21 protein-coding genes and 4 pseudogenes are annotated in these 23372 nt (G+C 64.5%); 10 read left to right on the top strand and 15 right to left on the bottom strand.

Features of this window, described 5'->3' with window-relative positions; all coding sequences use genetic code 11:
- Positions 1 to 27: 27 nt before the first annotated feature.
- Positions 28 to 1452 carry a serine hydrolase domain-containing protein gene (locus ON40_RS37670; RefSeq protein ID WP_218008935.1) on the bottom strand — a complete coding sequence of 475 codons (1425 nt, stop codon included), beginning with the start codon at positions 1450 to 1452 and terminating at the stop codon, positions 28 to 30.
- 297 nt (positions 1453 to 1749) lie between these two features.
- Between ON40_RS37670 and ON40_RS52720 the strand changes: the two genes are divergently transcribed.
- The gene (locus ON40_RS52720) at positions 1750 to 1953 is read left to right on the top strand and encodes a hypothetical protein (RefSeq protein WP_157186686.1); all 204 of its coding nucleotides are present in this window, start codon (positions 1750 to 1752) and stop codon (positions 1951 to 1953) included.
- 21 nt (positions 1954 to 1974) lie between these two features.
- Here ON40_RS52720 and ON40_RS54080 read toward each other — a convergent pair whose 3' ends face one another.
- Entirely contained in the window at positions 1975 to 2313 is a 339-nt protein-coding gene (locus ON40_RS54080) for a hypothetical protein (RefSeq protein WP_040830150.1), read from the bottom strand.
- Between the two features lie 66 nt (positions 2314 to 2379).
- A complete protein-coding gene (locus ON40_RS37680) occupies positions 2380 to 3918 on the bottom strand; it encodes an amino acid permease (RefSeq protein ID WP_051194187.1) in 1539 nt (512 codons plus the stop codon).
- A gap of 640 nt (positions 3919 to 4558) precedes the next feature.
- On the opposite strand from ON40_RS37680, the gene ON40_RS37685 reads away from it, so the two are divergent.
- Positions 4559 to 6337 (top strand): ABC transporter ATP-binding protein/permease, encoded by a 1779-nt coding sequence (locus ON40_RS37685; protein ID WP_373282043.1) that lies wholly within the window; start codon positions 4559 to 4561, stop codon positions 6335 to 6337.
- Between the two features lie 158 nt (positions 6338 to 6495).
- Here the strand turns inward: ON40_RS37685 and ON40_RS37690 are convergent, their stop codons facing one another.
- From ON40_RS37690 to ON40_RS37700, 4 genes and pseudogenes are all read right to left on the bottom strand, one after another.
- The gene (locus ON40_RS37690; protein WP_051194188.1) at positions 6496 to 8130 is read right to left on the bottom strand and encodes an HD domain-containing phosphohydrolase; all 1635 of its coding nucleotides are present in this window, start codon (positions 8128 to 8130) and stop codon (positions 6496 to 6498) included.
- Positions 8131 to 8360: 230 nt separating this feature from the next.
- Positions 8361 to 8740 (bottom strand): annotated as a pseudogene (locus ON40_RS37695) (arsenic resistance protein); the annotation flags it as partial.
- Between the two features lie 116 nt (positions 8741 to 8856).
- Positions 8857 to 9159: pseudogene (locus ON40_RS56360) on the bottom strand (nuclear transport factor 2 family protein); the annotation flags it as partial.
- Positions 9096 to 10283 carry a cytochrome P450 gene (locus tag ON40_RS37700; protein WP_040830153.1) on the bottom strand — a complete coding sequence of 396 codons (1188 nt, stop codon included), beginning with the start codon at positions 10281 to 10283 and terminating at the stop codon, positions 9096 to 9098. The pseudogene ON40_RS56360 and the gene ON40_RS37700, both read right to left, overlap by 64 nt.
- Before the next feature lie 153 nt (positions 10284 to 10436).
- On the opposite strand from ON40_RS37700, the gene ON40_RS37705 reads away from it, so the two are divergent.
- Positions 10437 to 11033, top strand: a complete 597-nt coding sequence (locus ON40_RS37705; protein ID WP_063713167.1) for a TetR/AcrR family transcriptional regulator — start codon at positions 10437 to 10439, stop codon at positions 11031 to 11033.
- 321 nt (positions 11034 to 11354) lie between these two features.
- On the opposite strand, the gene ON40_RS37710 is transcribed toward ON40_RS37705, so the two are convergent.
- Together ON40_RS37710 and ON40_RS37715 are read right to left on the bottom strand one after the other, a co-directional pair.
- The gene (locus ON40_RS37710) at positions 11355 to 11789 is read right to left on the bottom strand and encodes a DUF5994 family protein (RefSeq protein ID WP_051194197.1); all 435 of its coding nucleotides are present in this window, start codon (positions 11787 to 11789) and stop codon (positions 11355 to 11357) included.
- Between the two features lie 47 nt (positions 11790 to 11836).
- Complete coding sequence (locus ON40_RS37715; protein WP_063713168.1) at positions 11837 to 12274, bottom strand: DUF5994 family protein; 438 nt, start codon at positions 12272 to 12274, stop codon at positions 11837 to 11839.
- Between the two features lie 175 nt (positions 12275 to 12449).
- On the opposite strand from ON40_RS37715, the pseudogene ON40_RS55090 reads away from it, so the two are divergent.
- A pseudogene (locus ON40_RS55090) lies at positions 12450 to 12695 on the top strand (TetR family transcriptional regulator); the annotation flags it as partial.
- 304 nt (positions 12696 to 12999) lie between these two features.
- Here ON40_RS55090 and ON40_RS53540 read toward each other — a convergent pair.
- Positions 13000 to 13146 carry a DUF6307 family protein gene (locus ON40_RS53540; RefSeq protein WP_169541972.1) on the bottom strand — a complete coding sequence of 49 codons (147 nt, stop codon included), beginning with the start codon at positions 13144 to 13146 and terminating at the stop codon, positions 13000 to 13002.
- 264 nt (positions 13147 to 13410) lie between these two features.
- Between ON40_RS53540 and ON40_RS49360 the strand changes: the two genes are divergently transcribed.
- Together ON40_RS49360 and ON40_RS37725 are read left to right on the top strand one after the other, a co-directional pair.
- Positions 13411 to 13917 carry a DUF5994 family protein gene (locus tag ON40_RS49360; protein WP_157186687.1) on the top strand — a complete coding sequence of 169 codons (507 nt, stop codon included), beginning with the start codon at positions 13411 to 13413 and terminating at the stop codon, positions 13915 to 13917.
- Positions 13918 to 14481: 564 nt separating this feature from the next.
- Positions 14482 to 15336, top strand: coding sequence for an alpha/beta fold hydrolase (locus tag ON40_RS37725; protein WP_040830154.1), 855 nt, complete (start codon positions 14482 to 14484; stop codon positions 15334 to 15336).
- Here ON40_RS37725 and ON40_RS53545 read toward each other — a convergent pair.
- Positions 15328 to 15512, bottom strand: a pseudogene (locus ON40_RS53545) (carboxylate--amine ligase); the annotation flags it as partial. The gene ON40_RS37725 and the pseudogene ON40_RS53545 overlap by 9 nt on opposite strands.
- A gap of 253 nt (positions 15513 to 15765) precedes the next feature.
- Positions 15766 to 16221 carry a hypothetical protein gene (locus ON40_RS37730; RefSeq protein ID WP_157186688.1) on the bottom strand — a complete coding sequence of 152 codons (456 nt, stop codon included), beginning with the start codon at positions 16219 to 16221 and terminating at the stop codon, positions 15766 to 15768.
- Between the two features lie 385 nt (positions 16222 to 16606).
- Between ON40_RS37730 and ON40_RS55095 the strand changes: the two genes are divergently transcribed.
- The 3 genes from ON40_RS55095 to ON40_RS37745 all read left to right on the top strand — a co-directional run bounded on the left by ON40_RS55095 (position 16607) and on the right by ON40_RS37745 (position 17922).
- Complete coding sequence (locus ON40_RS55095; RefSeq protein ID WP_040830156.1) at positions 16607 to 16825, top strand: acyl-CoA dehydrogenase C-terminal domain-containing protein; 219 nt, start codon at positions 16607 to 16609, stop codon at positions 16823 to 16825.
- 78 nt (positions 16826 to 16903) lie between these two features.
- The gene (locus ON40_RS37740) at positions 16904 to 17440 is read left to right on the top strand and encodes a glutathione peroxidase (RefSeq protein ID WP_040830157.1); all 537 of its coding nucleotides are present in this window, start codon (positions 16904 to 16906) and stop codon (positions 17438 to 17440) included.
- Between the two features lie 101 nt (positions 17441 to 17541).
- Positions 17542 to 17922, top strand: a complete 381-nt coding sequence (locus ON40_RS37745; RefSeq protein WP_040830158.1) for a hypothetical protein — start codon at positions 17542 to 17544, stop codon at positions 17920 to 17922.
- 486 nt (positions 17923 to 18408) lie between these two features.
- Here ON40_RS37745 and ON40_RS37750 read toward each other — a convergent pair whose 3' ends face one another.
- From ON40_RS37750 to ON40_RS37760, 3 genes are all read right to left on the bottom strand, one after another.
- Positions 18409 to 19914: a catalase gene (locus ON40_RS37750; RefSeq protein WP_040830186.1), complete on the bottom strand. Its 1506-nt coding sequence runs from the start codon at positions 19912 to 19914 to the stop codon at positions 18409 to 18411.
- Between the two features lie 478 nt (positions 19915 to 20392).
- The gene (locus tag ON40_RS37755; RefSeq protein ID WP_063713170.1) at positions 20393 to 21337 is read right to left on the bottom strand and encodes a class I SAM-dependent methyltransferase; all 945 of its coding nucleotides are present in this window, start codon (positions 21335 to 21337) and stop codon (positions 20393 to 20395) included.
- A gap of 358 nt (positions 21338 to 21695) precedes the next feature.
- Entirely contained in the window at positions 21696 to 22568 is an 873-nt protein-coding gene (locus tag ON40_RS37760; RefSeq protein WP_040830159.1) for an aldo/keto reductase family oxidoreductase, read from the bottom strand.
- 128 nt (positions 22569 to 22696) lie between these two features.
- On the opposite strand from ON40_RS37760, the gene ON40_RS37765 reads away from it, so the two are divergent.
- Entirely contained in the window at positions 22697 to 23140 is a 444-nt protein-coding gene (locus ON40_RS37765; protein WP_040830160.1) for a winged helix-turn-helix transcriptional regulator, read from the top strand.
- The last annotated feature ends 232 nt before the right edge of the window (positions 23141 to 23372 follow it).

The following is a 23372-nucleotide window of genomic DNA, read 5'->3' on the forward strand; positions in this document are numbered from 1 at the left end:
CACTCGGGCGGCGGGCAAACGGAACAGTCAGGCCCGTCGGGTCAGGCGTCCGCCGCCGTTGCGGAAGCGCGCTTGGCCGTCGCGGACATGGTGGTAGGAGACGAGCAGCAGTCGCAGATATCCGTCGAATGCCTCATGTGGGTATCCGGCGGGCGCGAAGAGGCCGGGCCGGATCGGGACGTAGCGTTGCGGTGGGGCGGAGGCCGTGCCGCCGGCGAACTCGGTGAAGATCCGCCGTTGTGATTCGTCGGCCGGTTCGTAGGTTGTCCGCTCTTCGAGCTGACCGTCGACGATGCTGACGTCGACGCGGAGCTGATTGGAGCGGTAGGTGCCCACGTAGGGGGTGAGGTCGACGTCGGGATCGGATTCGGTTATCAGAGTGGGCGTTTGGACGCCGAGGTGCTCGTTCAGGAGCCGCTGCAGGATCTGGTCCTGCAGCATGATCGCCCCGGAGATATTGCCGTAGGCGGTGAAGACCAGGTCGTGTTCGGGTACAACGCACAGGATCGATACGCCACCGGGCGATGCGCCCGACATGGCGAGGACGGTCGTGTCACCGAACGGATACAGCACCCAGCCCATGCCGATCGGCGGGACGTTCGGGCTCGCCATGTCGAAGGAGACTTGCTGCATCAGCGCGGTCGACTCGGTCGAGAGAACCCGTGCGCCACAGGGAGATACACCGCCCGCGAGATGCGTGCGCCCGAAGGCGAGCAGGTCTGTGATGGTGCCGATCGGCGTGCCGCCGGCCGGCCCCCAGGTGTCGGGCAGCGTGAACATTGCTGTGGGCTTGGCCGCCATGGTCTCGGGGTCATTGAAGTGGCCGACCGCGGTGCTGCGCAGGATGGCCTGCTCGGCCGAGGTGCTGGAGTCCTGCATGCCGACGGGTATGTAGAGATCGTGCTCGAGCAGTTCAGGGAACGGAATGCCGGTCACCACTTCCAGCAGGCGTCCCGCAACGATCATGCCGCCGTTGGAGTAGCTGACCTGCTCACCGGGTTCGAAAAGGCTGCCGCAGCTGCTCGCGAGGCCCTCGACGTAGATCTTCAGGGCGTCGCGACCCTTGGCATCGGGGAAGAACAAGTCCGCGTCGATGCCATTCGTGTGCGAAATCAGGTGCCGGACAAGGACTTTGTCCGCCGCACCCGGTATGGTCAGGGCGAATTCGGGTAGGTACTTCACGACCGGTGTGTCGAGGTCCAGGACTCCGCGCTCGACCTGTTGGAGGACCAGCGTGGTGGTCATGACCTTGGTGACAGAACCGAAGAGGAATCCGGTGTCTTCGAGCATCGGTGCGCCGGTAGCGACGTTCGCGGTGCCGTGGGCGACGACGATCTGCTCGCCGGCGTGGTAGACGCCGGCAACGAACCCGGGAACGTTGTTGGACTCGCAGTAGGCGCAGACCTGCTCGCGGATCTGGACTTCGACTGTGTGCAGTGCGTTGTTGTTCATGCGAACCATCGTCGAACCTTGCCTCCGGGGCAAGGTCAAGCCGGAAACGAAGAAAGGCGGTGAGCACTGTGACCGTCACGACGACCAACGTGCCCGACCTCAGATCGGGAGAAGGGCCAAACATCCGAAAATGTCGCATGCCGCGCTGACTGAACTGGTCAGCGCGCAGCGCCGCCAGCGAGATCGACCGCGGTGCAGGAACATCCGCTACTGCCGGGTTTGGTGCGTTGCCCTGGCTGGACTGACATAGGTGAGCTGACGTATCCACGATCACCGTCGGCATGGTGAAGTAGCGGAATGGAGAAACCTGCGGGCCTCGACACGCACTTCGCCAAGCAGGGACGAGAGAACAAGCGGAACCCTGTGCATCCGGACAGCCCTACCGAACGTGAATACCTGCGGCAGTTCGCCGCGCGCCCAGGGCCTCGGCCGTTCCAGGGGCGAGTGGAGTCGACGAAGGTGCCGGTCACCGCGCATCGACAGCTCTACTGCCGCAGGTGATTCTCCGGCGACCACATTTGCCTATACCAGGGTGTCCTGGTGGGCTTTTGTGCCGTAATGGATCTCGTACACGTCATCATCGACCGGGATCGAGTCCCGTTCGATCTGTTCGCGCCAACTGTCGGGCCAGGGGACATGCGCGTCAGCGACGCGTGCGTGTGGGATCGATACCGCTGTGGGCACGATCGCGGGCTGCTTCGGGCGGTCAGCGCACGAGGGGAGCAAGATCGTGTCGACGATCTCCACGAGGACGCGATCGGGCACCGAGGCGAACGCCGAGAGGATCTCGTGGTGCAGCAAGACGAAAGGGGGCTCGATGCGTTGCGGTGCGCTGGGCTTGTCTCCGCGCTGGAAGATCATCAGTAACTTCGCGAAGTGCGCGCTGATCGAGCGGTGCAGCAGCCCTCGGTATCTTTGCCGAAGTTCCTACTCTTGCCCGCTTTCGTCGAGAACCGTGACCGGTTCGCCGTCGTCGTTCCGGCGCAGCGGACGCGCGGCCAGAACCGGGAACCGACCTGTGATGCCCTCGCGCTGCTGTGCGATGCGCGCTACTCGCTTGCGGGCCAGGAACCACCCGCCGACCAGCGCCGGAACCATGATGCCGCCCCCAGTGAACACCGCGCCGCGCTGCACCTCGTCGTCGCTGAACGCCATCAACGCGACTACGGTCACCAGGAACACCAGCGTCGCCACGCTCGTATAGGGCGTGCCGATCAAACGGAACGATGGACGCTCCGCGAGCCCTTTGCGCCACCAACGCCACAGCTGCAGCTGACAGACGACGATCGCGCCCCACGAGGTGATGGTGCCCAGCGTCGACATATTCAGCACGATCTCGAATGCCTTCTCCGGCACTACCGCGTTGAGGCCGACACCGATGAGCGCGATCGCGGCGGTCGCCAGGATGCCGACGTAAGGTACGCCGCCGCGGGACATCCGCGCCGCGATCGCCGGCGCACTGCCGTTCATCGACATCGACCGTAGGATCCGGCCGGTCGAATAGAGGCCGGCGTTCAGGCTGGAGAATGCCGCGGTCAGCACGACCAGGTTCATGACCGACCCGGCGCCGTCCAAGCCGATCCGCGAGAAGAAGGTGACGAAGGGACTCTCACCGGACTTGAAGGCGGTGTAGGGCAGGAGCAGACCGAGCAGCACCAGCGATCCGACGTAGAACAGTGCGATCCGGGCGATGACGGAGTTGATCGCGCGCGGCATGATTTTCTCCGGGTTCTCCGTTTCGCCGGCCGCGGTGCCAACCAGTTCCACTGCGGCGTAGGCGAATACGACACCCGTGGTGACAAGAACCAGTGGCAGGACGCCGCTCGGGAACAGCCCGCCGTTGTGGGCTATCACGCTCGGACCGGTGGTTTCGCCCTTGATGGTGAACCGGCCTACGAGGAAGACGGTGCCGATGATCAAGAAGGTGACCAGCGCGACGACCTTGATCAGCGCGGCCCAGAACTCCAGCTCACCGAACCACTTCACAGAGACGAGGTTGATGCCCACCACCAAGGCCAGAGCGACCAGGGCGATCAGCCACTGCGGGATCGCCGCGAAGGCCCCCCAGTAATGGACATACGTGGCGACGGCGGTGATGTCCACGATTCCGGTCATGCACCACTGGAAGAAGTACATCCATCCGACCGCGAAAGCCAGCTTCTCGCCGTAGAACTCGCGGGCGTAGGAAACGAACGACCCCGAGGACGGACGGTGCAGCACCAACTCACCCAGCGCCCGCAGGATGAAGAACACGAATACACCACAAACGGCGTACACGATGAACAATCCCGGGCCCGCCCCGGCCAAACGCCCACCCGCACCCAGGAACAGCCCGGTACCGATGGCGCCACCGATCGCGATCATCTGCAGCTGACGCGGACGCAACGCTTTGTGATATCCCGCATCTTCCGCATGCAGCGCATCCGCAGACGCCGACACCTCCGAGGTGGGTCGCACTGTAGTCATGCCTGGGTCCTCTCTCAGGTGGCGGAGACCATATCGCTGATTAATGTACCGTCAATCAACGTCCCGATCTATAGGTGCGCTGCGTTCGGGCTACCTCTTACGACTTGATCCGCTATTGGGATCCAGGCGTGCCGGTCTGGGGGAGGCGGATGATTCCACTGGCTGGCGTCGCGGTCGGATACCAGTCCGGCGACGGCGAGGTAGGTCTGCGAAAGTGTGTGGCGGTGGCGGCCCGGGCCGGCACCCGTCCCAGGTCGCCGCCACCGGTGTTGGGTGTTGAAACTGTGGGCGCGCATCCCGATCGACTGTCTCCGTGGTGGGGTGCGCGGAAGCACCCAGACTCTACGGACAAGCCGAGCAGGCCGACGGCCCGCCTCAGTGACCTTTCCGCGGATATTTGTGTAATGGTCTGCGAGACAGGGGTTTGCGCTGTCGGCGAAGTCTCATTATCACCCTCTGGTGTCAAAGCTCCGTTGGATACACCGTCGGTCATCACCTGCACGATCCCCGTGGCCCGGGCCGGTATGCGCCGGGGCCACCGCGTGGCCCCGCTGCTCGCTGAGGCGGTCGGTTCCTGGTGGGCGCGATTTGAGGCAGACGCCTCATGCGACCACGGAGGCGGCGGACCGATGATCAGGGCATGACGAAGCGAATTCAGGAATCACAGAGATCATCGGTCATGACCGAATTGACGGTCGAATTACCGAACGTCGGGCAGTTCGGTACCCGCACTTCGGATCATGTACCTGGAGTGGCGGGTGGCGGGCGAGTCGATGCGGTGGAGGTAAGCCAGCATGTCGGGGCGCGGCAGATTCTCCAGGAACTGTCGTTGTCGGTCGAACCAGGCGAGTTGGTCGCCGTCGCAGGCGGCAGTGGAGCAGGAAAGACCACATTGCTGGAGATCCTCGCGGGACTGCGGCCACCGTCTGCCGGGGAGGTTCGGCATGATGGCGTCGTTCGCGGAACACGAGTCAGCGCCGATTCCCGTATCGGCTACGTGCCCCAGGAGGACATCATCCACCTCGAGATGCCCCTGCGCCGCACGCTGCGCTACGCGGCACGGCTGCGGCTGCCCGCAGGCACATCCGCGGCCGAGGCGGACCGGCTGGTCGAAGAGACCATGCATGACCTGGACCTGGCTGATCGGGCCGAGGTGCCGGTCGGTGCGCTCTCGGGCGGCCAGCGCAAACGGGCCAGCATCGCCGTGGAGTTACTGACTCGGCCACACCTTTTCTTCCTCGACGAACCCACCTCGGGGCTCGATCCGTCGACCGCAGCCGACGTGATGCGCCTGCTGCGCCGGCTCGGCCAGCGCGGGGTCACAGTCGTTCTCACGACGCATGAGCCGGCCGACATCGACCGGTGTGACCGGGTGGTATTCCTGGCGCGCGGCGGCCACCTGGCCTTCACCGGCAGCCCGACCGAGGCTCGGCGCTACTTCGGTGTGGAGGATCTCGCCGAGGTGTACGACCGGGTCGCTCGTGAGCACACCCCTCAGATCTGGGCGGAGCGATTCGCGGATGGCCGAGGGAAGTTCGAAGTCCGGCCTGGCTCGGCTCCACTGCCCATCCCTGCCACCCGTTCGGACGTCCAGCGCACCGGCATGGTCCAGCAATGGTGGCTACTGACACGACGCAATGTTGACGTTCTCCTGCGCAACCGGTTGACGCTGGCGGTCCTGCTCGGCTCACCGGTGCTGGTCACTGCGATGATGGCGACGTTGTTCCAGCGCGGCGCGTTCGATCCGCGTAGCGAAGCCGACCTCGGCCCGGTCCAGATCGTGTTCTGGATCGCATTCGCAGGCTTCTTCTTCGGCCTTACCTACGGTCTGCTCCAGATCGTCGGGGAGATGGCCGTCTTCCGGCGGGAGCGCCTGGCCGGGCTCAGCGTGGGCGCCTACGTGGCATCCAAGGTGACAGCGCTGCTTCCGGTGCTGACTGGAGTGAGCGCGGTGCTCCTGGGGGTGCTGCGGGCGCTCGGTCGGCTCCCCGCCGTTGGATGGGAGGTGTCCGGTTTCCTGTTTGTGACGATTGTGATCGAGGCGACCTCGGCGCTGGCCCTCGGATTGCTCGCCTCGGCCGCGGTCTCCAACGCCGCGCAGGCCGCTCTCGCCCTGCCGATGCTCTGCTTCCCTCAGGTTCTGTTCGGTGGAGCGATAGTCCCGGTTGACCGGATGGCTCTCCCGGGACGCCTGATGAGTCTCGGTCTATCCAACCGGCACGCATTCGAAGCGCTGGGTCGCGACCTGGATCTCGAGCGGTACACTGCCACGCTGCCTGCCATGTCCGCCTATGGCGACACCTTCCACGGAGGCACCGGCGCCAGTCTCATCGCGCTCGCCTCGTTGGCCGTTGGCCTCATACTGGCCACGATATGGGTCTTGGACCGGCGATCCCGGCCCGGCGCATCTCGGTGGTGAAGTCCCCACGCATGTCGGCTCCGCCAACCCGTCACCGGGGCCGACTGTGCGTAATCAGCCGGGTTTCCAGCGCGCTCCATATGGCGACCTGCCCGTCGACAGGACGCGTGTCGACTATGCCGCTGAGCCGTGTGACGTCGATATCGGGCCGGGCAGTATCATTGGTGGTGCCGAGCTGAAGTACCTGGCGCAGCGGACGCTTCAGTTCCCACGGCCGCATTGACCGGGAACCCCGCCAGACCCCGATCGATCGCGGCGAGACTGGCCTGCGTGCGGTTGTTGACGCCGAGCTTCGCGTAGACACGTTCGACGTGGTTGCGTGCCGTTTTCACGGCGATGAACAGTTCGGCGGCGATTTCTCGGTTCGATCGGCCCTGTGCGACGAGTCGTAGGATCTCGACTTCGCGGTCGGTCAGCCCGGCAGGCCAGGGCGTCCGCCGCGAGATCCGCGGACCGGCCACCGCGAGCACGGCCGCAGCCGACTCGGCGTCGAAGCGTCCGGCACGCGCCTGCTTTCGTAACTGGTCGGCAGCCCCGCGAGGATCGAGCGGTGGCCGGTAGGGCCGCGGCTCGAGCAGTCGCTGATAAGCTTCCGCCGCGGCAAGGAGCCGGTCCTGCGCGGTCAACTCCGCGCCTGCGATCCCCCGGGGAAAGCCGGACCCGTCCATCCGTTCGCGGTGCTTCATCGCGATGGACACCACCGACTCCAAGCCGCTGACTCGACTGAGTATCCGCCCGGTCAGATCGGGATACATCCGTACCCGTTCCCATTCAGCTGTAGTGAGCGGCCTCTTCTTCTCCCAGATCCGGTTGGACACTCCCATTTTGCCCAGACTGTGCACTAGGCCGGCACGGTAGAGATGCGTGATGTCCGACGGCGACATGCCCAGGTGTCGGGCTGCCCCGGCCACCAGATTCGCGACGCCACGTGAATGCCCCAGAGTGAACGGAGATTTGAGATCGACGAAATCAGCCATGGCCTGGAGTAACTTGTCGGTCTCCTCGGCCGTCAGGGTGCGGTCACGATCCGGTGCTTGGGCCAACGCTCTGGTCCAGACGTCGACGTCGAGCAACTCGTCGACGATCGCCGCCGCGTCGCGATCGAACACCGTCACCACGGCCGGGCTGAACTGACTGCCGCGGCGAGAATGCAGGACATCCTTCGCGTGCTCGAGCCCACCCGTCCGCAGGTGCACCTCGACGACATCTGCCACGTGAGCGATGTGGATCTCGATCGGGATATCGTCTCCGCGAGAACCGTTGGGCAACCCTCGGCCGTCCCAGCGTTCGAAGGCGTAGGCCAGCGCCTTTCCGACCTGCTCGTCCAAGCCCATCCGATCCGATAGAACCCCGGCGGAACTGCAATGCGACTGGATCAGTGTGGCGACCTGGCTGCGAGCCGTGACCAGAAAGGCAGCGGCACGGACGCCGCGCTCCCAGCCTGGCAATCCGCGTCCGACATGACCCATCATCAGCCGCAGAAACGGCAGGCCGGTCATGTCCACCGTGTAGGTGTCGGCTCGGAAGGCGATGTCGTCGCCGAAGAGCGCCGAAAGTTCGTGCGAGTCGGCGTGACAACCGATCCACCCGACCAGATTGGCGTAGTACACGGTCGCCTGCTGTTGCAGGTCGAGCCCCATCCGCTCGGCGATCCGTGTCGCGATCAGGGACGACCGAAGCATGTGTTCCATCGGCTGACCCAGACCGAGGTCGATCGCAAGCGATGTCGCGGCGAGCAGTTCGGCTCTGCTCAGGCCCCTTCCCGGCCCGGGCAGCGTCCCGTGCAGGTGCATCTCCCCATTGTCCACCCGAACGACGGCCACCTCTGTGCGAGAGACGAGCCCACCGTGTATCCGCGCCGCACCCCGCGCAGCCGTCGTCGGCCCTGCAGAGTCGATCGCCGCCGAGGTTCGAGGAACCGGTGGCGACGTCGTCTCCGCCCTTGACTGCTCGCATGCCGAACGAATCGCGTTCCGGTCAGTGCGCTGGCCCGCACGCCGGTTCCTACGTGTTTGTCCAGCTGTCACACCAGTTCGCAGAACCTCCAGCAGGGCAGCGTCCAGGCATTCACCGCAGCAGCCTGCCGGGAGCTTTCGAATGGGGCCAGGGAGATGTGCACGCGGCCGACCAGGACGAGGGCCTCGATGAGTGAGCCGACGACTCAGCAAGGGCCTGCCCGGAGGTGACGCTGTAGGTCGCGATCGCGACGGCGATCGCGAGCTCGAAATTGTTGCTCGCAGCGGTGAAGGCCAGCGTGATGGTGCGTTCGTAGCCCAGCCCGATCACACGTCCATACAGGTAGCCCCCGCCCCACATGATCGCGAAGTACGCCAGCAGCGGGACCGCGATCCGCACCACATCCAAAGGCCGGGAGGTGATCTGGTGGCCTTGCAGCGGGAACATCCGCTCGCAGGTGTCCGCTGTTGGTCAGGCCAGGTGGTTGCAGGTGTCGCCGGTGAAGTCGAGGTGAGAATAGTCGCGGCTGCTGAATTTCCAGCCGTTGTGTGATCGGGTCCGTCGAATTCGGTGATCGGATTGGTGATCAGGTGGCGGGTGCGTGGGGTGTGGTCGTCGTGCACGATGAGCATGGCCTGCATGATCTCGGTGACATGTTCTGTTCCGTGGCCGGTGACCTGCTCACCGACGATGATGTCGGCGTCGGCGAATAGTGCTGCCACACCGGCGAAGTCGCCTGCGTCGAGCATCTCGGCGTACCGGTAGAGCAAGGTGCGGATTGCGTGTCTGTCGTTGCCGCCGTTCATGATGGACGCACTGTCATCGGCAGGGTCTGCAGTCGTCGGGAGAGCAAACTGCGCGCCCATTGCGGGTGTGCTGTGTCGACGTCGAATTCCGCGGTGGCATCGAGCAGGAACTCGATGCCCATACGTCCCTCGAGCCGGGCCAGGGCTGCACCCACGCACAAGTGTGCTCCTTTGCCGAATGCCATGTGCGAGCGCCGTTTCGACGGGTCGAGGCTTATGCTGTCCGGGTCTTCGAACCGTTGCGGATCACGGTTGGCCGCCGGCCACGCCAGATACAGGTGAGATCCAGCGGGCAGGGCCACCTGAGCGAGGGTGGTGTCGGCGACGACATGGCGGAAGTGACCGCGAAACGGCGACTCCAGCCGCAATGCTTCTTCGACGAACGCTGGGACGAGGCCACGATCGGCTCGTAATCGCGCCATGATGTCCTCGCGCTGCGCCAAGAGCCAGACCGAGGTGCCCAGCAGGCTGATCGTGGATTCGGCGCCGGCGGCCACGAGCTGGATCAGGACCATCACAGCGGTGTCGTGGTCGATCGCGCCATCATCGACGAGACGGGCAATATCACCCAGGACGTTGTCTCCTGGTTCGCCCGACACGGCCGCGAATGCTTCGGCGAGGTATGCGGCCAGTTCGCCCACCGCGTCTCGGGCGTCGCTGAGCTGCTCGGGGGTGACCACGCCATCGAGTAGCGCGGTACTGGCGAACGCCCACCGCACCAGTCGATCGATATCGCAGGGAGGCAACCCCATCAACTCGGTGACCACTGCCATCGGGAGCCGTTGACCGACCGCCTGTACCCAATCGATACGGCCGTCGGTCAGGCCCTCATCCCACAATCGGCGAAAGGTGGCCGCGATGAACGGCGTCAGAGCCCGGATATGTTTCGCGGTCAGTGACGGCGTCACTACCTTGCGATGGTGCCGATGCATCGGGTCGTCGGCGGTCGCGAGCACATGCACCGGCGATCCGAGTTCGGCGACCGGGAACTGTGTCACCGTCCCGTCCTCATGCCACACCATCGTCGCGGTGAGATTCGAGGAGAACTCCTGCGCGCGCCCGACCACCTCGGAGATCAGCTCCCACGAGCTCACCAGATAGAACGACGAATCACCCAGCCGGTGCACCGGGGACGCCTCGCGAAGCTCCGAGAAATACGGGTACGGGTTGTCGAGATCATGCATGTGAACAGGGTCGATGCGCCTGGACCTGCGCGCAAGAGGCCCATCCGAAGTCGACATCTGCCCCTGCCGCGCGGTGGCGCCGGGTGTCTCGCGCCGACGCCGCGGCCTGTTCGTGCAGTCGAATCAAAATGTAGGGCTGTCTCATAATGAGATATGCCTCATGACTGGCTCGTCGGTCCCAGCCGCTCCGACAGCGCCCGTGAACGCCTCTACACGATCGCCGGGGAGCTGATCGCCGAGCGCGGGGTCGATCACTTCGACATCAACGAACTCGCAGCCCGGGCGCATTGTTCGCGCGCCACCATCTACCGGCACACCGGCGGCAAGAAACAACTCGTGGAAGCGGTGTTCATCGGCACATCAACCCGGATCACCGATACCGTTCGCCACGCGGTGGCCGATACCACCGGACTCGACCGCGCCCGTACCGCTTTCACTGTGGCCCTGCGGGAGATCCGGGCCGATCCGATCGCCCGCCGGTTCCCACAATCACGCAACGTGATCGAGGGCGCGCGAATCGCCGTACGATCATCCGCCGTGTCGGCAATCGCCGCCGAGCTCATCGGACTGAACCCCACCGATACTTCCCTCACAGCACTGGCCGTCCGATCATTTCTTGCGCTCTTGCTCTGGCCGCCGGCGGACCGGACAGACGAACCACCCCTCATCGACACACTCGCCACCGGACTACTTGCCGCGCAAGGGCACACGGACAGGACCGTATCGACAACCGAGGCGGCCCACCGGTGACGCGGTGAGTCAGGTCTGTCTCAGCGCGTAGCTCGGAGCATCCCGGACCAGGAGTACGCCACTCCTGGACGAACTACTGGCGTCTGTCCGCGGATATGACCGCGTCGGCCGGGGTGGTCCGCGAGTTCGTGCAGCTGATGACCGACTACCGCTGGCGGCGACGTCGACGCACGGAGCAAGCAGGAGCGGATGGTGAGGTCCGGCCGGAATCCGCTGATCTGTTTCGTGCAGATCAGCACACCGCGTTGGCTGCGAATCTCTGGGCAAGGCCGCGCGCCCGTGTCGCAGGCACTGTCACGTGGCGGGTGCCGGGATCGAGGATCACGACTGGGACGCCATCGGTCCCGTGCTTCGCGTTGCCTGGTGCATCAGGTTGTCGGCTCGGTCGCGGGGAGTGTCGAAGGGGATGACGAGTAGGGCCGCCTGGGGGCCGCGCGACACGGTCAGGCGCATGATGCCAGGGGGTTGGTCGGCGCTCGGGTCGTGCATGTGTACGCCGTCGTCGTGATCGATGTGGCGTTGGGTGCGGCTGATCCGGTTCCAGTCGAAGCCCACTCCGGTGATCGGGCCGAGGCGCGGGGTGAGGGCGGCGATCAGGTCGTGTAGTTCGGCGGTGAGGTTGGCTGTCCAGGGCCACCATGCGCCGTCGACGTCTCCGGCGCGGGTACTGTTCCCGCGCATCAGTAGTCGTGGTGTGCGGGTGGGGGCGCCGAACGGTTGGGTGTGACTTCCGGGTGGGCCGGTGCTCCTGCTCATAGCGAGGTGGTTCGTGATCGGGCGGTGCGTGGGCGTGTTGCCATGAATCATGATCTTGCTTCCTGGTCGAGGGGCTGACGTGCCGGTTGTAGTGCGGCGCCGAGGCGGGTGGAATGTGCGCTGTAGTAGCCGGTGGTCGAGAGGACGACCTGCAGCACGAGCATGTTGTCGTCGCTGCCGAAGACGTACATCGTGTTGCCTGCCTCGAACGGGTAGGCGTCGAGTTGGACCTCGTGATGGTCGACGGTCAAGGTGCGGGGTGCGGATGTCCAGCTTTCCCGGTCGTAGACGACGCGGCGGATGGGGCCCATCCGAAATTCCAGAAATGTCAGCAGGCCCGGTAGTTCGGTGGTGAGTTCACCGGACCGGGGCCACCAGGCGCCGTCGATGTATGCGTCGCTTTCGGGCTCGAGCCGCAATCGCGGCGTGTTTTCGGGTGGGCCGCGGTGCCGTGTGGTCCGGCGGCGAATGTGGAATGGCGCCATAGTGGTGCTCCCTGGGGCGGTTACCTTCAGTAGACGCCACACAGCGCTGTATGTCAACGTTGTAGATCTACATCATATGTTGTGGTGTGTTCCGAGGGATGGAGTCCGTATGTGATGGCTGAATCGCCGAGTAGTCGAAACAAGGTCAGGCTGGGCGCGGCGACAGTCCGCTGAGTTGAGCACAGCGCTGGAGATTGTGGATCGCGACGGGATCGGGGGGCTGTCGGCGCGGCGGCTGGCCGAGACGGTGGGCCGCGATCCGATGGTGATCTATCGGCATGTGCCGAACAAGGCCGCGGTGATTGATGGTGTCGCCGAGATCGTGTTCACGGAATTGTCGGTTGATGCTGCGGCGCCGGACTGGGTCGCCGAGGTACGCCGGGTGGCCCGGGAGTTCCGGCGGGTGGCGTTGGCGCATCCGTACGAGGCCTGGTTCCGCGGCGTGAACGACGTCGCCCCCGCTCCTCGACCCCGACAGCAACGGTTGTTCCGACGGGCTGGAACCCACTGGCAGCAACGAGAACCAAAGCGCCGAAGCGACACTCGCACTGATCTCCACCCAGCAGCAGACCCGGTGGCTCGCGCGGAGATCCTAGGCGCGAAACAGGATTCGCCGAGGACTCACACCGGGCGAGCCGCTACGGCACCCGAGCAGCGTCGAATCCTTGGCTCGAGAAGTCGAGTGGTCCAACCGGAGGGCCCGCGGGCGCGGGCGGAATCGCTCGTCAGCGAATCTTCTCGGGGATCGTATCGAGGGCATTCAGTACCTGGACCGCGAGCGCGGTCGCGGCGGTGTCGTCGAGTTCCGAGTTCTTCCGCACCGCATCTCGGACGCGAGCCACTCGGCGCTCGTAAGGCGTTTTCGTCGCCATTTTCTTATTCCTTTCGGAAATAGGTCTTCTGATCTCGACTCTTCGCATGGCGGGCGCTGTCGTCGCGGCCGCGTGGGAGGCGATGTCGACGCCCTCCTCAGCGTATCCCGCGGTCACAACGGTGTCTACAGCGTAGAGTTACACCGTAGGCAATATCCGGTCCGGCAACGCCGAGCAACCGTCGGCGCGATGTCTCGGACAAGCACCGGACCCCGATCCGAATCACCATGGCGGACCGCAACGGCCGCGACAGGAGTGTCGCTCATGACACAGCAACCGCACGTGACGAACGCCGGTCGACAGGCGTCGCCGTCCCGCAGTCTGCGGCTCGAACTCGATTCCGCCGGCGTCGGAGATGTCGACGGGGCCTGGTGGCCGCACAGCCGTGATCTCGTCGCGGAGCTGACGGATCTGTTCTCGGTGTTGCGGCCCGGCCTCGGCCCGATCCGTCGCGTTATCTATCACCTCGACGAATGGTCTGCTGCGCCAAGGGAACTGGACAGCCCCGGGCGGCGGGTCCGGCTCGACGGCTACCGGCACCGGCCCGCGCGCACGCTCGATGTGATCGGACGCGACATCGGCGCCACCCTGACCCTTCGAATCATCACCCCGGTCGCCGACGTCGATATGACTGCCGCACAGCAGCATTGGGATTCCGAACGCGGCCGGGGAGCCGACGCCGCCGCGTGGCTCAGGGCCCGGTCGGCGGCGCGGCGGGGCCGCCGTGCAGGAAGTCCGCGTGCAGGAAGTCCGGGTCATGCATCGAGGTAGTCGGCCGGCGCGGTTCGGGTATCGCCTGCGGTTCCGGAAATCATCGGCATGGCGGCGGTTTCCGCGCCGATCCGCGCAGCTGTCTCACCGGCGTCGCCTTGCGTAGCGGGCCGAGCACGATGACGGCGCCGGTGGCCGATGGCGAACTGTCGTGCCGCGACTGTTCGCGTCGGCGAAGTGGTCGATGGGCTGGTTGGAGATCTGGTTCCAGGGGGATCCGGGCGCGGGCCGCGGTGCCACCGTCTGGACGTCTGAAGTGTAGACCTGCCATGGCCACCATGAACGGCCGTGCGCAGAGTTCCTTGCAGGCAATCCCGGCCGCCGCAAACCCCACGTTGCCGACAACCAGATTCCTGGGTGCCCGCGCGAAGCGCCAGGCACCCACAACCGTCATACTCAGCAGAGTCCTGGATGGATGGGCGTGGTGTGTTCGGACACCCCAACCACGTCACCATCACTGTCGGATCAGGGCGAGTGGTCTCTTGCAGTGGAAGCTGCAGCCGGGCGGCGGCGCAGGCCAATCCGGACACTGCGCGGGTCGAACACAGCGACGGAAGGGGAACGATGCCGACTGACGAACTCGAGTCCGTGGTGCTGCACAACGACGTCCTCAAGTTCGTCGACGTCGGTGACGGACCCGCAGTAGTGTTGGTGCACGGTTTGCTCGGCTCGCACGAGTCCTGGACGCCGCAGATCACAGGACTCGCCAGGAAGCACCGAGTAATCGCCCCCGACCTGTTCGGGCACGGACAGTCGGACAAACCCGTTGGTGACTACTCACTGAGTTCACACGCCGCCACTCTCCGCGACTTGATGGATCATCTGGAGATTCCCACGGCGGCGTTTGTGGGGCATTCCCTCGGTGGCGGAATCGTGATGCAATTGTCGTACCTGTTTCCCGAGCGAGTCGACCGGCTGTGTCTGGTGAGCAGCGGAGGCCTCGGGCCCGAGGTGAGCTTGTTCCTCAGGGCGGCCACCTTGCCTGGAAGTGAAATGGTGCTGCCGATCCTGGCCTCCGACTGGGTCCGGCGCAACACCGAGACCGCACTCAGACGACTGGGGCGTCTCGGGTTTTCAGTGCAACCGAGTCGCGGCGCTGTCGAAGCGTGGCGCAGGCTCGAGACCATGTCGGACAAGTCTTCGAGAGCAGCGTTTCTGGCATCCACCCGTGCAGTTGTCGGACTGCGCGGACAGACGGTCAGCGCCAAACATCATTTCTCGAAATTCGAAACGATTCCGTCGCTGTTGGTCTGGGGTGGCAGGGACAGAACGATTCCCGCCTCGCATGCCGACAACCTCCGCCGTGAAGTACCCCACAGTCGCATCGAGATCTTTCCCAACGCAGGCCACTTTCCCCAACTTGACGAACCGCTACTGTTCTTCCAGGTACTGGACCAATTCCTCTCTTCCGGGTACTAGTGCCGCGTCAGGCAACGTTGGGTAGATAATCCGGGCCGGGCCGTTGCGCCAACTCGCGAAACCGGTTTCGGCGTTGCGGTAGATCGCGGAATTCGGGGTCAACGCCAAGAACAACGGCAGCCAGGGGCGCAGGAAATTGCCGATCTGATCGCGATTTCTCGATCCGGAACCCCGACAACCTGTCCGCGCAGAGCACGCGCAATCCCGGGCGGTGCGCGGTCGGATTCGTTGGACGGCCCCCGTGTGACGACTTTCGGCGAGGGCCGTACCCAACGTGCAATGAGTGAGTTACAACCTGCTGTGTTGTGGGTTGGATCGTTGATCCGCTAGGAAGGCTAGCGCGGCTCGCCGAATTTTGACGCAGGCGCGCGGGCGTGTCGGGGCGGTGTGGACCTTGCTCGGTATCGCCTCTGCTCGCATCCTGCGCCCTCAGACATGGGCAGGGCCGACCGGGAGGAATGCCAGCGGGGTCGGGGCTGTGGGTCGGTGGGATTCGATCACGCCGAGAAGGGTCGTGAGAGTGGCCAAGCTGGTGAAATGGGCTTGCCCACGAGGGGTGCCGACGAGCAGGATCTCCACCTTGCAGTTCGCGACGGCGCCGGGGCGGCCGGAGCGATCCGGCACGACCACGACCGTGCTGACGGGTTCCAGACCCGGGCACAGATAGTCGACGCCGGTTTCGGAGGGCGGGTATCTGAAGGTGAGTAGTTTCGGGCCGGAACATTCCCGAATGAAACTCCAGCCGCGGGCGCGCAAAAGGATGTCCAAACCCGTGAATGTCGGCATGTCGTCCGCGGGCACTGGGTGACCGCAGTCGGTGTCCAAAGCTTGAAGGACGCTGGCGGGTGGGTAGCGACGATGCCAGATCTCGGTTTGCAGCGACATGCCGAATTCTGCCTCACACCGCGATGCGCGGGCATCGCGGATGAATCGCCGCAGACGCCAGCGTGATGCTTTCCTTTTCCGGCCTCTGGGCATGGACACGCATCTTTGCAGCCCGGACCGGCAAACCGCGAGGTGACACGCCCAGCCAGGCCGCGATGCCGACCATCGCATGCGTGCGTATATCGTCTGCTGTCGTTATTCGGCACCCCATCCTGGTTCTGTGCCGACGAGGTACCGGCCCGGGAGCGGAGTGGCAGAGCGGGGCGCCGGGGTCCGTGATCACCGGCATCCGCCTTCCGGCCAATCGGCCCTGACACCCGAGGATCCCAGGATCATTCGGGCCGGTCACCATCGGGGCGAATAGTCAGCTGAGACCCGCGACTTCGTGGGCGATCGCGGTGAGCCGGGATTGCACGGCCGCGCTGCAGCGCAACAGGGTCCGGCACAGATTTTCCGGATCGGTCTCGTCTCGGCGCGATTTCTGCTCGCCGTCGGCGACCTACTGATCGGCTGGCTGCCACTGCGCCATGCCGACGTTGCGCTCGCCGCCATCGATGCTGGGGGCGGTACGCACTTCTACGAGACTGACATCGCGGCAGTCTGACGAGATCATGTCCGGATGTGTAATTATCGAAACGCGCTCCCATTGCGGAACTGTCCGACCTGAAATACGCTGTGTGCCATGACAATTCACGAGTATTCTGTTATCACCGCCGATGGTGAACGCCATTCACTGGATACGTACGCAGGCCGGGTGGTGCTCATTGTCAATGTAGCCAGCAAGTGTGGCTTCACACCCCAATACGAAAGTCTCGAGGCGCTGTACGACAAAGGTCGGGACCGAAGTCTGGAGATTCTCGGATTTCCGTGCAACCAGTTCGGGGATCAGGAGCCCGGCACGGACGCCGAGATTCAAGAATTCTGTTTGGCGAATTACGGTGTCACCTTTCCGGTTTTCGGGAAAATCGAGGTCAACGGCCCGGACGCTGACCCGTTGTTCACCTACTTGCGTGCGGAGGCGCCGGGTGACTTCGGCCCCGCGGCCGGGCCGTTGTACGAGCACGTCAAGGCCACACGCCCCGAGGCGCTGGGCACCGATGAGGTGAAATGGAACTTCACCAAATTCCTCGTCGGCCGCGACGGCAAGGTCGTTCGCCGCTTCGAGTCGAGCGTCACACCTGAGCAGATCGAGGCCGAGATCGAGGACCTGCTCGACTGACGGCGTACCCGACGAATCCGGATACGCGGTCGCGGAACGCTCGAGGGTGAAACTCCCGGAGCAGTGCTGAATTCGAAATATCCGCTGAGAAGGGATCGCCGATGAAGACCGGGGCGCAATACGAGGCGTCGCTCGCCGATGGGCGCCGCACGTTCTTCGACGGTACTCGGGTGAAGGACTCACTCGGCGATCCCCGCACCGCGGCAGCGGTTGCCGAAGTCTCCGCGGGCTGTGAGCGGCACTACACGCCGCGGCAGAATGCGGTCGCGCCGTATTTCGTCTTCCCGCGAAGTCGAGCGGAATTGCGAGAGCAACTCGAGCAGATGCCGACCTGGGATGCGACAGCCGCGGCCACCGCGCAGGCACTGCAGAACGGTCCGAACGGGGGAACTGTCCCAGCCTATTTGCGGATCGATCGCATCCTTGGATGCTACTTGCGACCGCCCGGTTTCGTCCGCCGAACGGGTGCGACCTGGGGGTAGCGCCAAGAGTTGCGCGGCGTCCCCGTCTCGGCGTTCGACCAGATTCCCGACGAGATCGAACTGGTCGTCATCACTCGCCACCACACTGGCACGGAATAGCACGGGTGTCTGAAGCGCCGGGCCGTATCACCCACCAGTCGATGAGATTGCCGCCCGGGCAATCAATCGGTGTCAGCGGCCCGGCGACCGACGCTGTTCGATTCACCTGTGCACTCATCGCGGCGCGGACGTGTCGTTCGATCCGATCTTGCGCGGCCGCGGATAGGCTTCGCCGTCGAATGCCTGCCCGGGATGCATTGTCGGAAGTCTTGTGCGGCAGAACGGAGCGACATGTCCGAGGATCGTTCGCAGGAACCGCCGGCGGTTAATCGGCCTACCGCTCTCGGGACGGGTGCGGCGGCGCTCGGCGGGGCCGCATCGAAGCGTGAGTGCGGACTCCGCTGGAGGCCATAAGACGGGGAGCTGGTCTTTTCATTCGTCTACGGTCTATTTCGTGTGGCCGACTTTCGGGCGCTCCGTGGCGGTCGGTTCGTCTTGCGCCTGCCTGTCGCGTACTCCTTGTTCGACTCGGTCGCCGAGATCGGTGTCGATGTTGCGCAGGTATGCGAATGTCCTGGTGAGCACGGGTGGGCTCACCCCGTCGAGTAGGTGCGCGACGATATTGCCGACCAGTCGTGTCCTGGCGGCGTCGTCGAGAACCGTCCGGACCATGGTGCGAGCCTGTCCCCAGTCGTCGTCGTCCGCGCGCAGCGTGTACGCGGTTCGTACGATCTCGCCGTCGGCGTACCAGTTCGCGGACGGTCCCGCCGCAGCCGGATCGGCGTGCGGCCCGCCCTTCGAGTTGGGCACATACACCGGATCGCCCGGGTTGTGATGGCGCATGGCGCCATCTTTCGCCCATGATCGGACCTCGGTGGCGTGTGGCGAATTGACCGGTAGTTCTTTGTAGTTGATTCCTATCCGGTGCCGGTGTGCGTCGGCATAGGAGAACCAGCGCCCGAGCAGCATCTTGTCGGGGCTGGGCCCCGTGCCGGGCACTGCGTTGCTGGGCTCGAATGCGGCTTCTTCGATGTCGGTGAAGTAGTTGGCCGGGTTCCGGTTCAAGGTCATCTTGCCGACCTCGATCAGCGGATAATCGCCGTGTGGCCATACCTTGGTGAGGTCGAAGGGGTTGTGGCGGTAGGTTTTCGCGTCGTCGAACGGCATGATCTGCATCTTCAGCGTCCAGCTCGGATACTCGCCGTGTTCGATCGCGTTCCACAGGTCACGCTGGTGGTAGTCGATGTCGATCGAGGTCATGTGATCGGCTTCGGTCTGGGTGAGGAATTTGATGCCCTGATCGGTCTTGAAGTGGTACTTGACCCAGAATCGTTCGCCCGCGGCGTTGATCCACATGTAGGTGTGGCTGGAGTATCCGTTCATGTATCGGAAGGTGGCCGGAATGCCCCGATCTCCCATCAGCCAGATCACCTGATGCGCGGATTCCGGTGACAGGGTCCAAAAATCCCATTGCATGTCGTTGTCGCGCAGATTGTTATCGGCGCGGCGCTTCTGCGAGCGGATGAAGTCCTGGAACTTCATCGGATCTCGCACGAAGAAGACGGGCGTATTGTTACCGACCAGGTCGAAATTGCCCTGCTCGGTATAGAACTTCACAGCGAAGCCCCGCAGATCCCGAACGGTATCGGGATACCCCTGCTCACCGGCGACGGCGGAAAATCGTGCCAGCACTTCCGTCTGCTTGCCGGGCTGGAACACATCAGCCATGGTGTAGGCGCTGACATCGTTGGTTACTTCGAACGTGCCGAACGCCCCACCGCCTTTGGCGTGCGGTTGCCGTTCGGGCAGGCGCTCGCGATTGAACGTCGCCATCTTTTCGATCAGATACGCGTCGTTCAGCAGGATCGGGCCATCCGGACCAACTGTCAGGGAATGGTCATCACTCGGTGCCGGGATTCCGGCGGCATCGGTTGTGTAGTTGCGCTCAGACATCTTTCTCCTCTCCCACGACATAGAGCCGCGGTCTCATCGAACAGTCGTGTCCGACGTCGGCGGGAGTGGCGGTCATGGGCCGCGTAACCGGTGACTGAACCTGAACCCCACGTCGCCGTCGGCTTTGGTCAGGCGAGTCGTCGATCGGTGGCCATACCCGGCACCGCGGACGACCCGGCAGGGTGCAGGCGACGAGCACAAGTCGGGTGTTCGTGTCGCGATCGAAACAAATACCCACACGACAGGTGCTTCTCGGGAGCCGTGCGCACCGATACCCCGTAGCAGCCTGCATCTCGAAGCATTTCGGCGTCTGCCACGACCAACCATCCGCCGTGCTCCAATTCGATCACGTCCGAGGGGGCGTTTCAACCCACCAGGCGACCGATCGCCACACCCCTGAGCGGCCGCCGCTACGTCGCGTGATGGGTGTTCGTAGCGTACCGATACCCCCAAACTTCAATATGGAACCACAAACGCACTATGCGGCGTGCGTCGTCATACCGGTTCGGTAATCACTGGAGCGTATGTCGCGAGGCAAGGAGCGTGGCACGGATCGGTACGGTGCGGGCTTTGTGCAGGTGAACTGCATGACGTCGAGTCGGCCGCTGCTGAAGTGGTCGGCGCACCCGGTCATGTAGCTGATGTAGGCGTCGTAGGTGTCACGCCCGGCGAGTTCGATCGCCCGGTCGCGGTGCTCATGCAGAGCGGAGGCCCAGCACTGCAGTGTGGTGGTGTAGTGCTGCCCCAGCCGCTCGAGTCCGGTGATGGTGAATCCGGCATCTTCCGCGTACTCGGCGACCCCTTTCGGTGGCAGGAGTCGGTCGACCGGGAAGATGGTTTCGGGCGCAAACTCCGCATCGGTAGCCGCGAGGCGCGTCTGGTGCGCGCTGGAACGATCGAGGCCCGGTGCGACGACGGTCTGCACCAACAGCACCCCGTCCTCGGGCAGGATCCGGTAGGCGAAATCGAAGAAATCGGGGTAGCGCTGCGGGAGCAGGTGTTCCAGTCGGCCGATACACACGATGCGATCCGGGTGGCGGTCGAATTCCTCCCAGCCCTGCCGCCGCACCCCGCCATAGGGGCGGCCCCGGATGAGCCGGTCGACGAGCTGGTCCCGGACATACCGGTACTGGTCGCGGTTGCCGGTCAACCCGATCGCGTTCACCCCGTAGCTGTCCATGGCGCGCAACATGGTCGAACCCCAGCCGCAGCCGACATCCAGCAAGGTCATCCCCGGCTGCAGATCGCATTTGCCCAGGGCGAGGTCGATCTTCGCGACCTGGGCTTGCTCCAGGGTGTCGTCCGGGTGAGTCCACAACGCGCAACTGTAGGTGCGCGTCCTGTCGAGGAACTGGGCGAAAAATTGATCCGGGAGTTCGGCGCGAGATCGGACCGCACTACGAATGGGTCCGGCAACAGTCATGATGACGGATCCTCTTCCCAATCGAACACTGCCGTGTACGGGAAGCGGGATAGCCCGCTCCCTGCGTCACCTGTACCCGGGAGGTCCAACACCCTGTCGACCCTAAGCAACCTCACATGATGGACTGAATACCTGTGAGCAGAATTTCACCCGCATGTAACTGTGGCGGGTGCGCAACGCAGGCCCGCTGACGGCCCGTTCGCCCGCGACCCCGCAGCGCGTCCGCACGCCTGAATCCCTACTACCGTGTGCGGTGCGATCCACGCGGCCGAAAAATTCTCTGACGGCTGACGAATCCGGGACCTGGCTCAGCGCGGATGTCCAGGTTCGCCGACGCAGTGGCGGGCCTGCATGTCGTTCAGTGGCCGATACTCTCCAGGTCGGCCACGTCCGCATCGGAGAGGGATAGCCCAGCACCGACGATGTTCTCCTGCAGATGGGCTGTCGATGATGTGCCGGGGATGAGCAGGATGTTCGGTGAGCGCTGCAATAGCCAGGCCAACGCGACCGACGTCGGCGTCGCCCCAAGCCGCACCGCCACCCTCGAGAGCGCATCGGACTGTAGCGGCGTGAAGCCCCCCAGCGGAAAGAACGGCACGTACGCAACGCCTTCGGCGGCGAGCCTGTCAATGAGGTCGTCGTCGTGGCGGTGGGCGAGGTTGTACATGTTCTGCACGCACACGATGGGGGCGATACCGCGGGCCTCGGCGACCTGCTCGGTGGTGACGTTGCTGATACCGAGGTGACGAATCAGACCCTCTCGCTGGAGTTCGACGAGCGTCTCGAACGCCTCGGCGAGCGAACCAGGCTTGGGGCCTTCGGCATCGCCCATGCGCATGTTGACCAGATCGAGGGTCTCGACCCCGAGAGACCGAAGGTTCTCGCGGACCTGCTTGCGCAGATCTTCGGGTCGCCGGGCCGTGGGCCAGCCGCCTTGCGCGTCTCGGTTCGCCCCTACCTTGGTGGCGATGAACAACGACTCCGGGTAGGGATGCAGCGCCTCACGGATCAGCTCGTTGGTGACGCGCGGTCCGTACGCGTCGCTGGTGTCAACGTGGGTGATTCCAGCCGCGACGGCCTCGCGCAATACAGCCAGGGCGCCATCGTGGTCAGCGGGAGGACCCATGACCCACGGGCCGGCGAGTTGCATTGCGCCGTAACCGAACCGGGTGATGGTTGAGTTGCCCAGCCGCCAAGTGCCGCCGGGAAGTGATGTGGTTGGCGCGTTCATCGTTGTGCCTTTCGCTTATCGCCGGGGGTGGCGTCTTCAGCCTCCCTTGACGAGTATTGGAGAGTTACTTCCCGTAGGGAAGTGGGCACTTCGAAGTGCGTAACTCACCCAGACGAAAGGCGAGATCAGTGAAGCCAACGAAGGCTGCCCAGAGAGCGCAGGTCAAGGTGGAGTACAATGCGCTCCTGGCGGCATGCCCCAGCCGCCAGCTCCTCGACCGGATCTCGGACAAGTGGGTCGTGCTGATCCTGTGCGCACTGGGCGGCGACACAGCAGACAAATCCGACCAGCCCGGTGCATCGGATGCCGCACGAGCGATGCGCTACTCCGAGCTCTCCCGCATGCTGGCGGGAGTCAGCCAGAAGATGCTGACCCAGACCCTACGAGCACTCGAACGCGACGGCCTACTCGTCCGCACTGTGACGCCAACCGTCCCCGTCACCGTCACCTACGAGCTGACCGACCTCGGCCTCTCACTCCACCGCCTGACACGCGAACTGAGGCACTGGGCGCAGGCCCACATGGACCAGGTCCTTGCCAACCGCGAGAAGTACGACGCTCGCACTTCCTGACTTGTCACAACCAACCGTCCGATATCGCCACGCTCTCACTCGGCACACGGGGATCGCGATGAGCCAGATAACCTCAGGGGAGTACAACGCCAACGCGGCCCGACTCCGGCAGAACAATCCTTGTGACCTGACCCCGTGAGGCCGGATCAGGTGGACCGAATCACGGGGTCCCCTCAGGTCGTATCGCCGAACTTTGCGGTGCTGGCGAATGTGGTTGACAGCCAACGAGGAC

The sequence above is a fragment of the Nocardia jiangxiensis NBRC 101359 genome, from assembly GCF_000308615.1.
Lineage (GTDB): Bacteria > Actinomycetota > Actinomycetes > Mycobacteriales > Mycobacteriaceae > Nocardia > Nocardia jiangxiensis.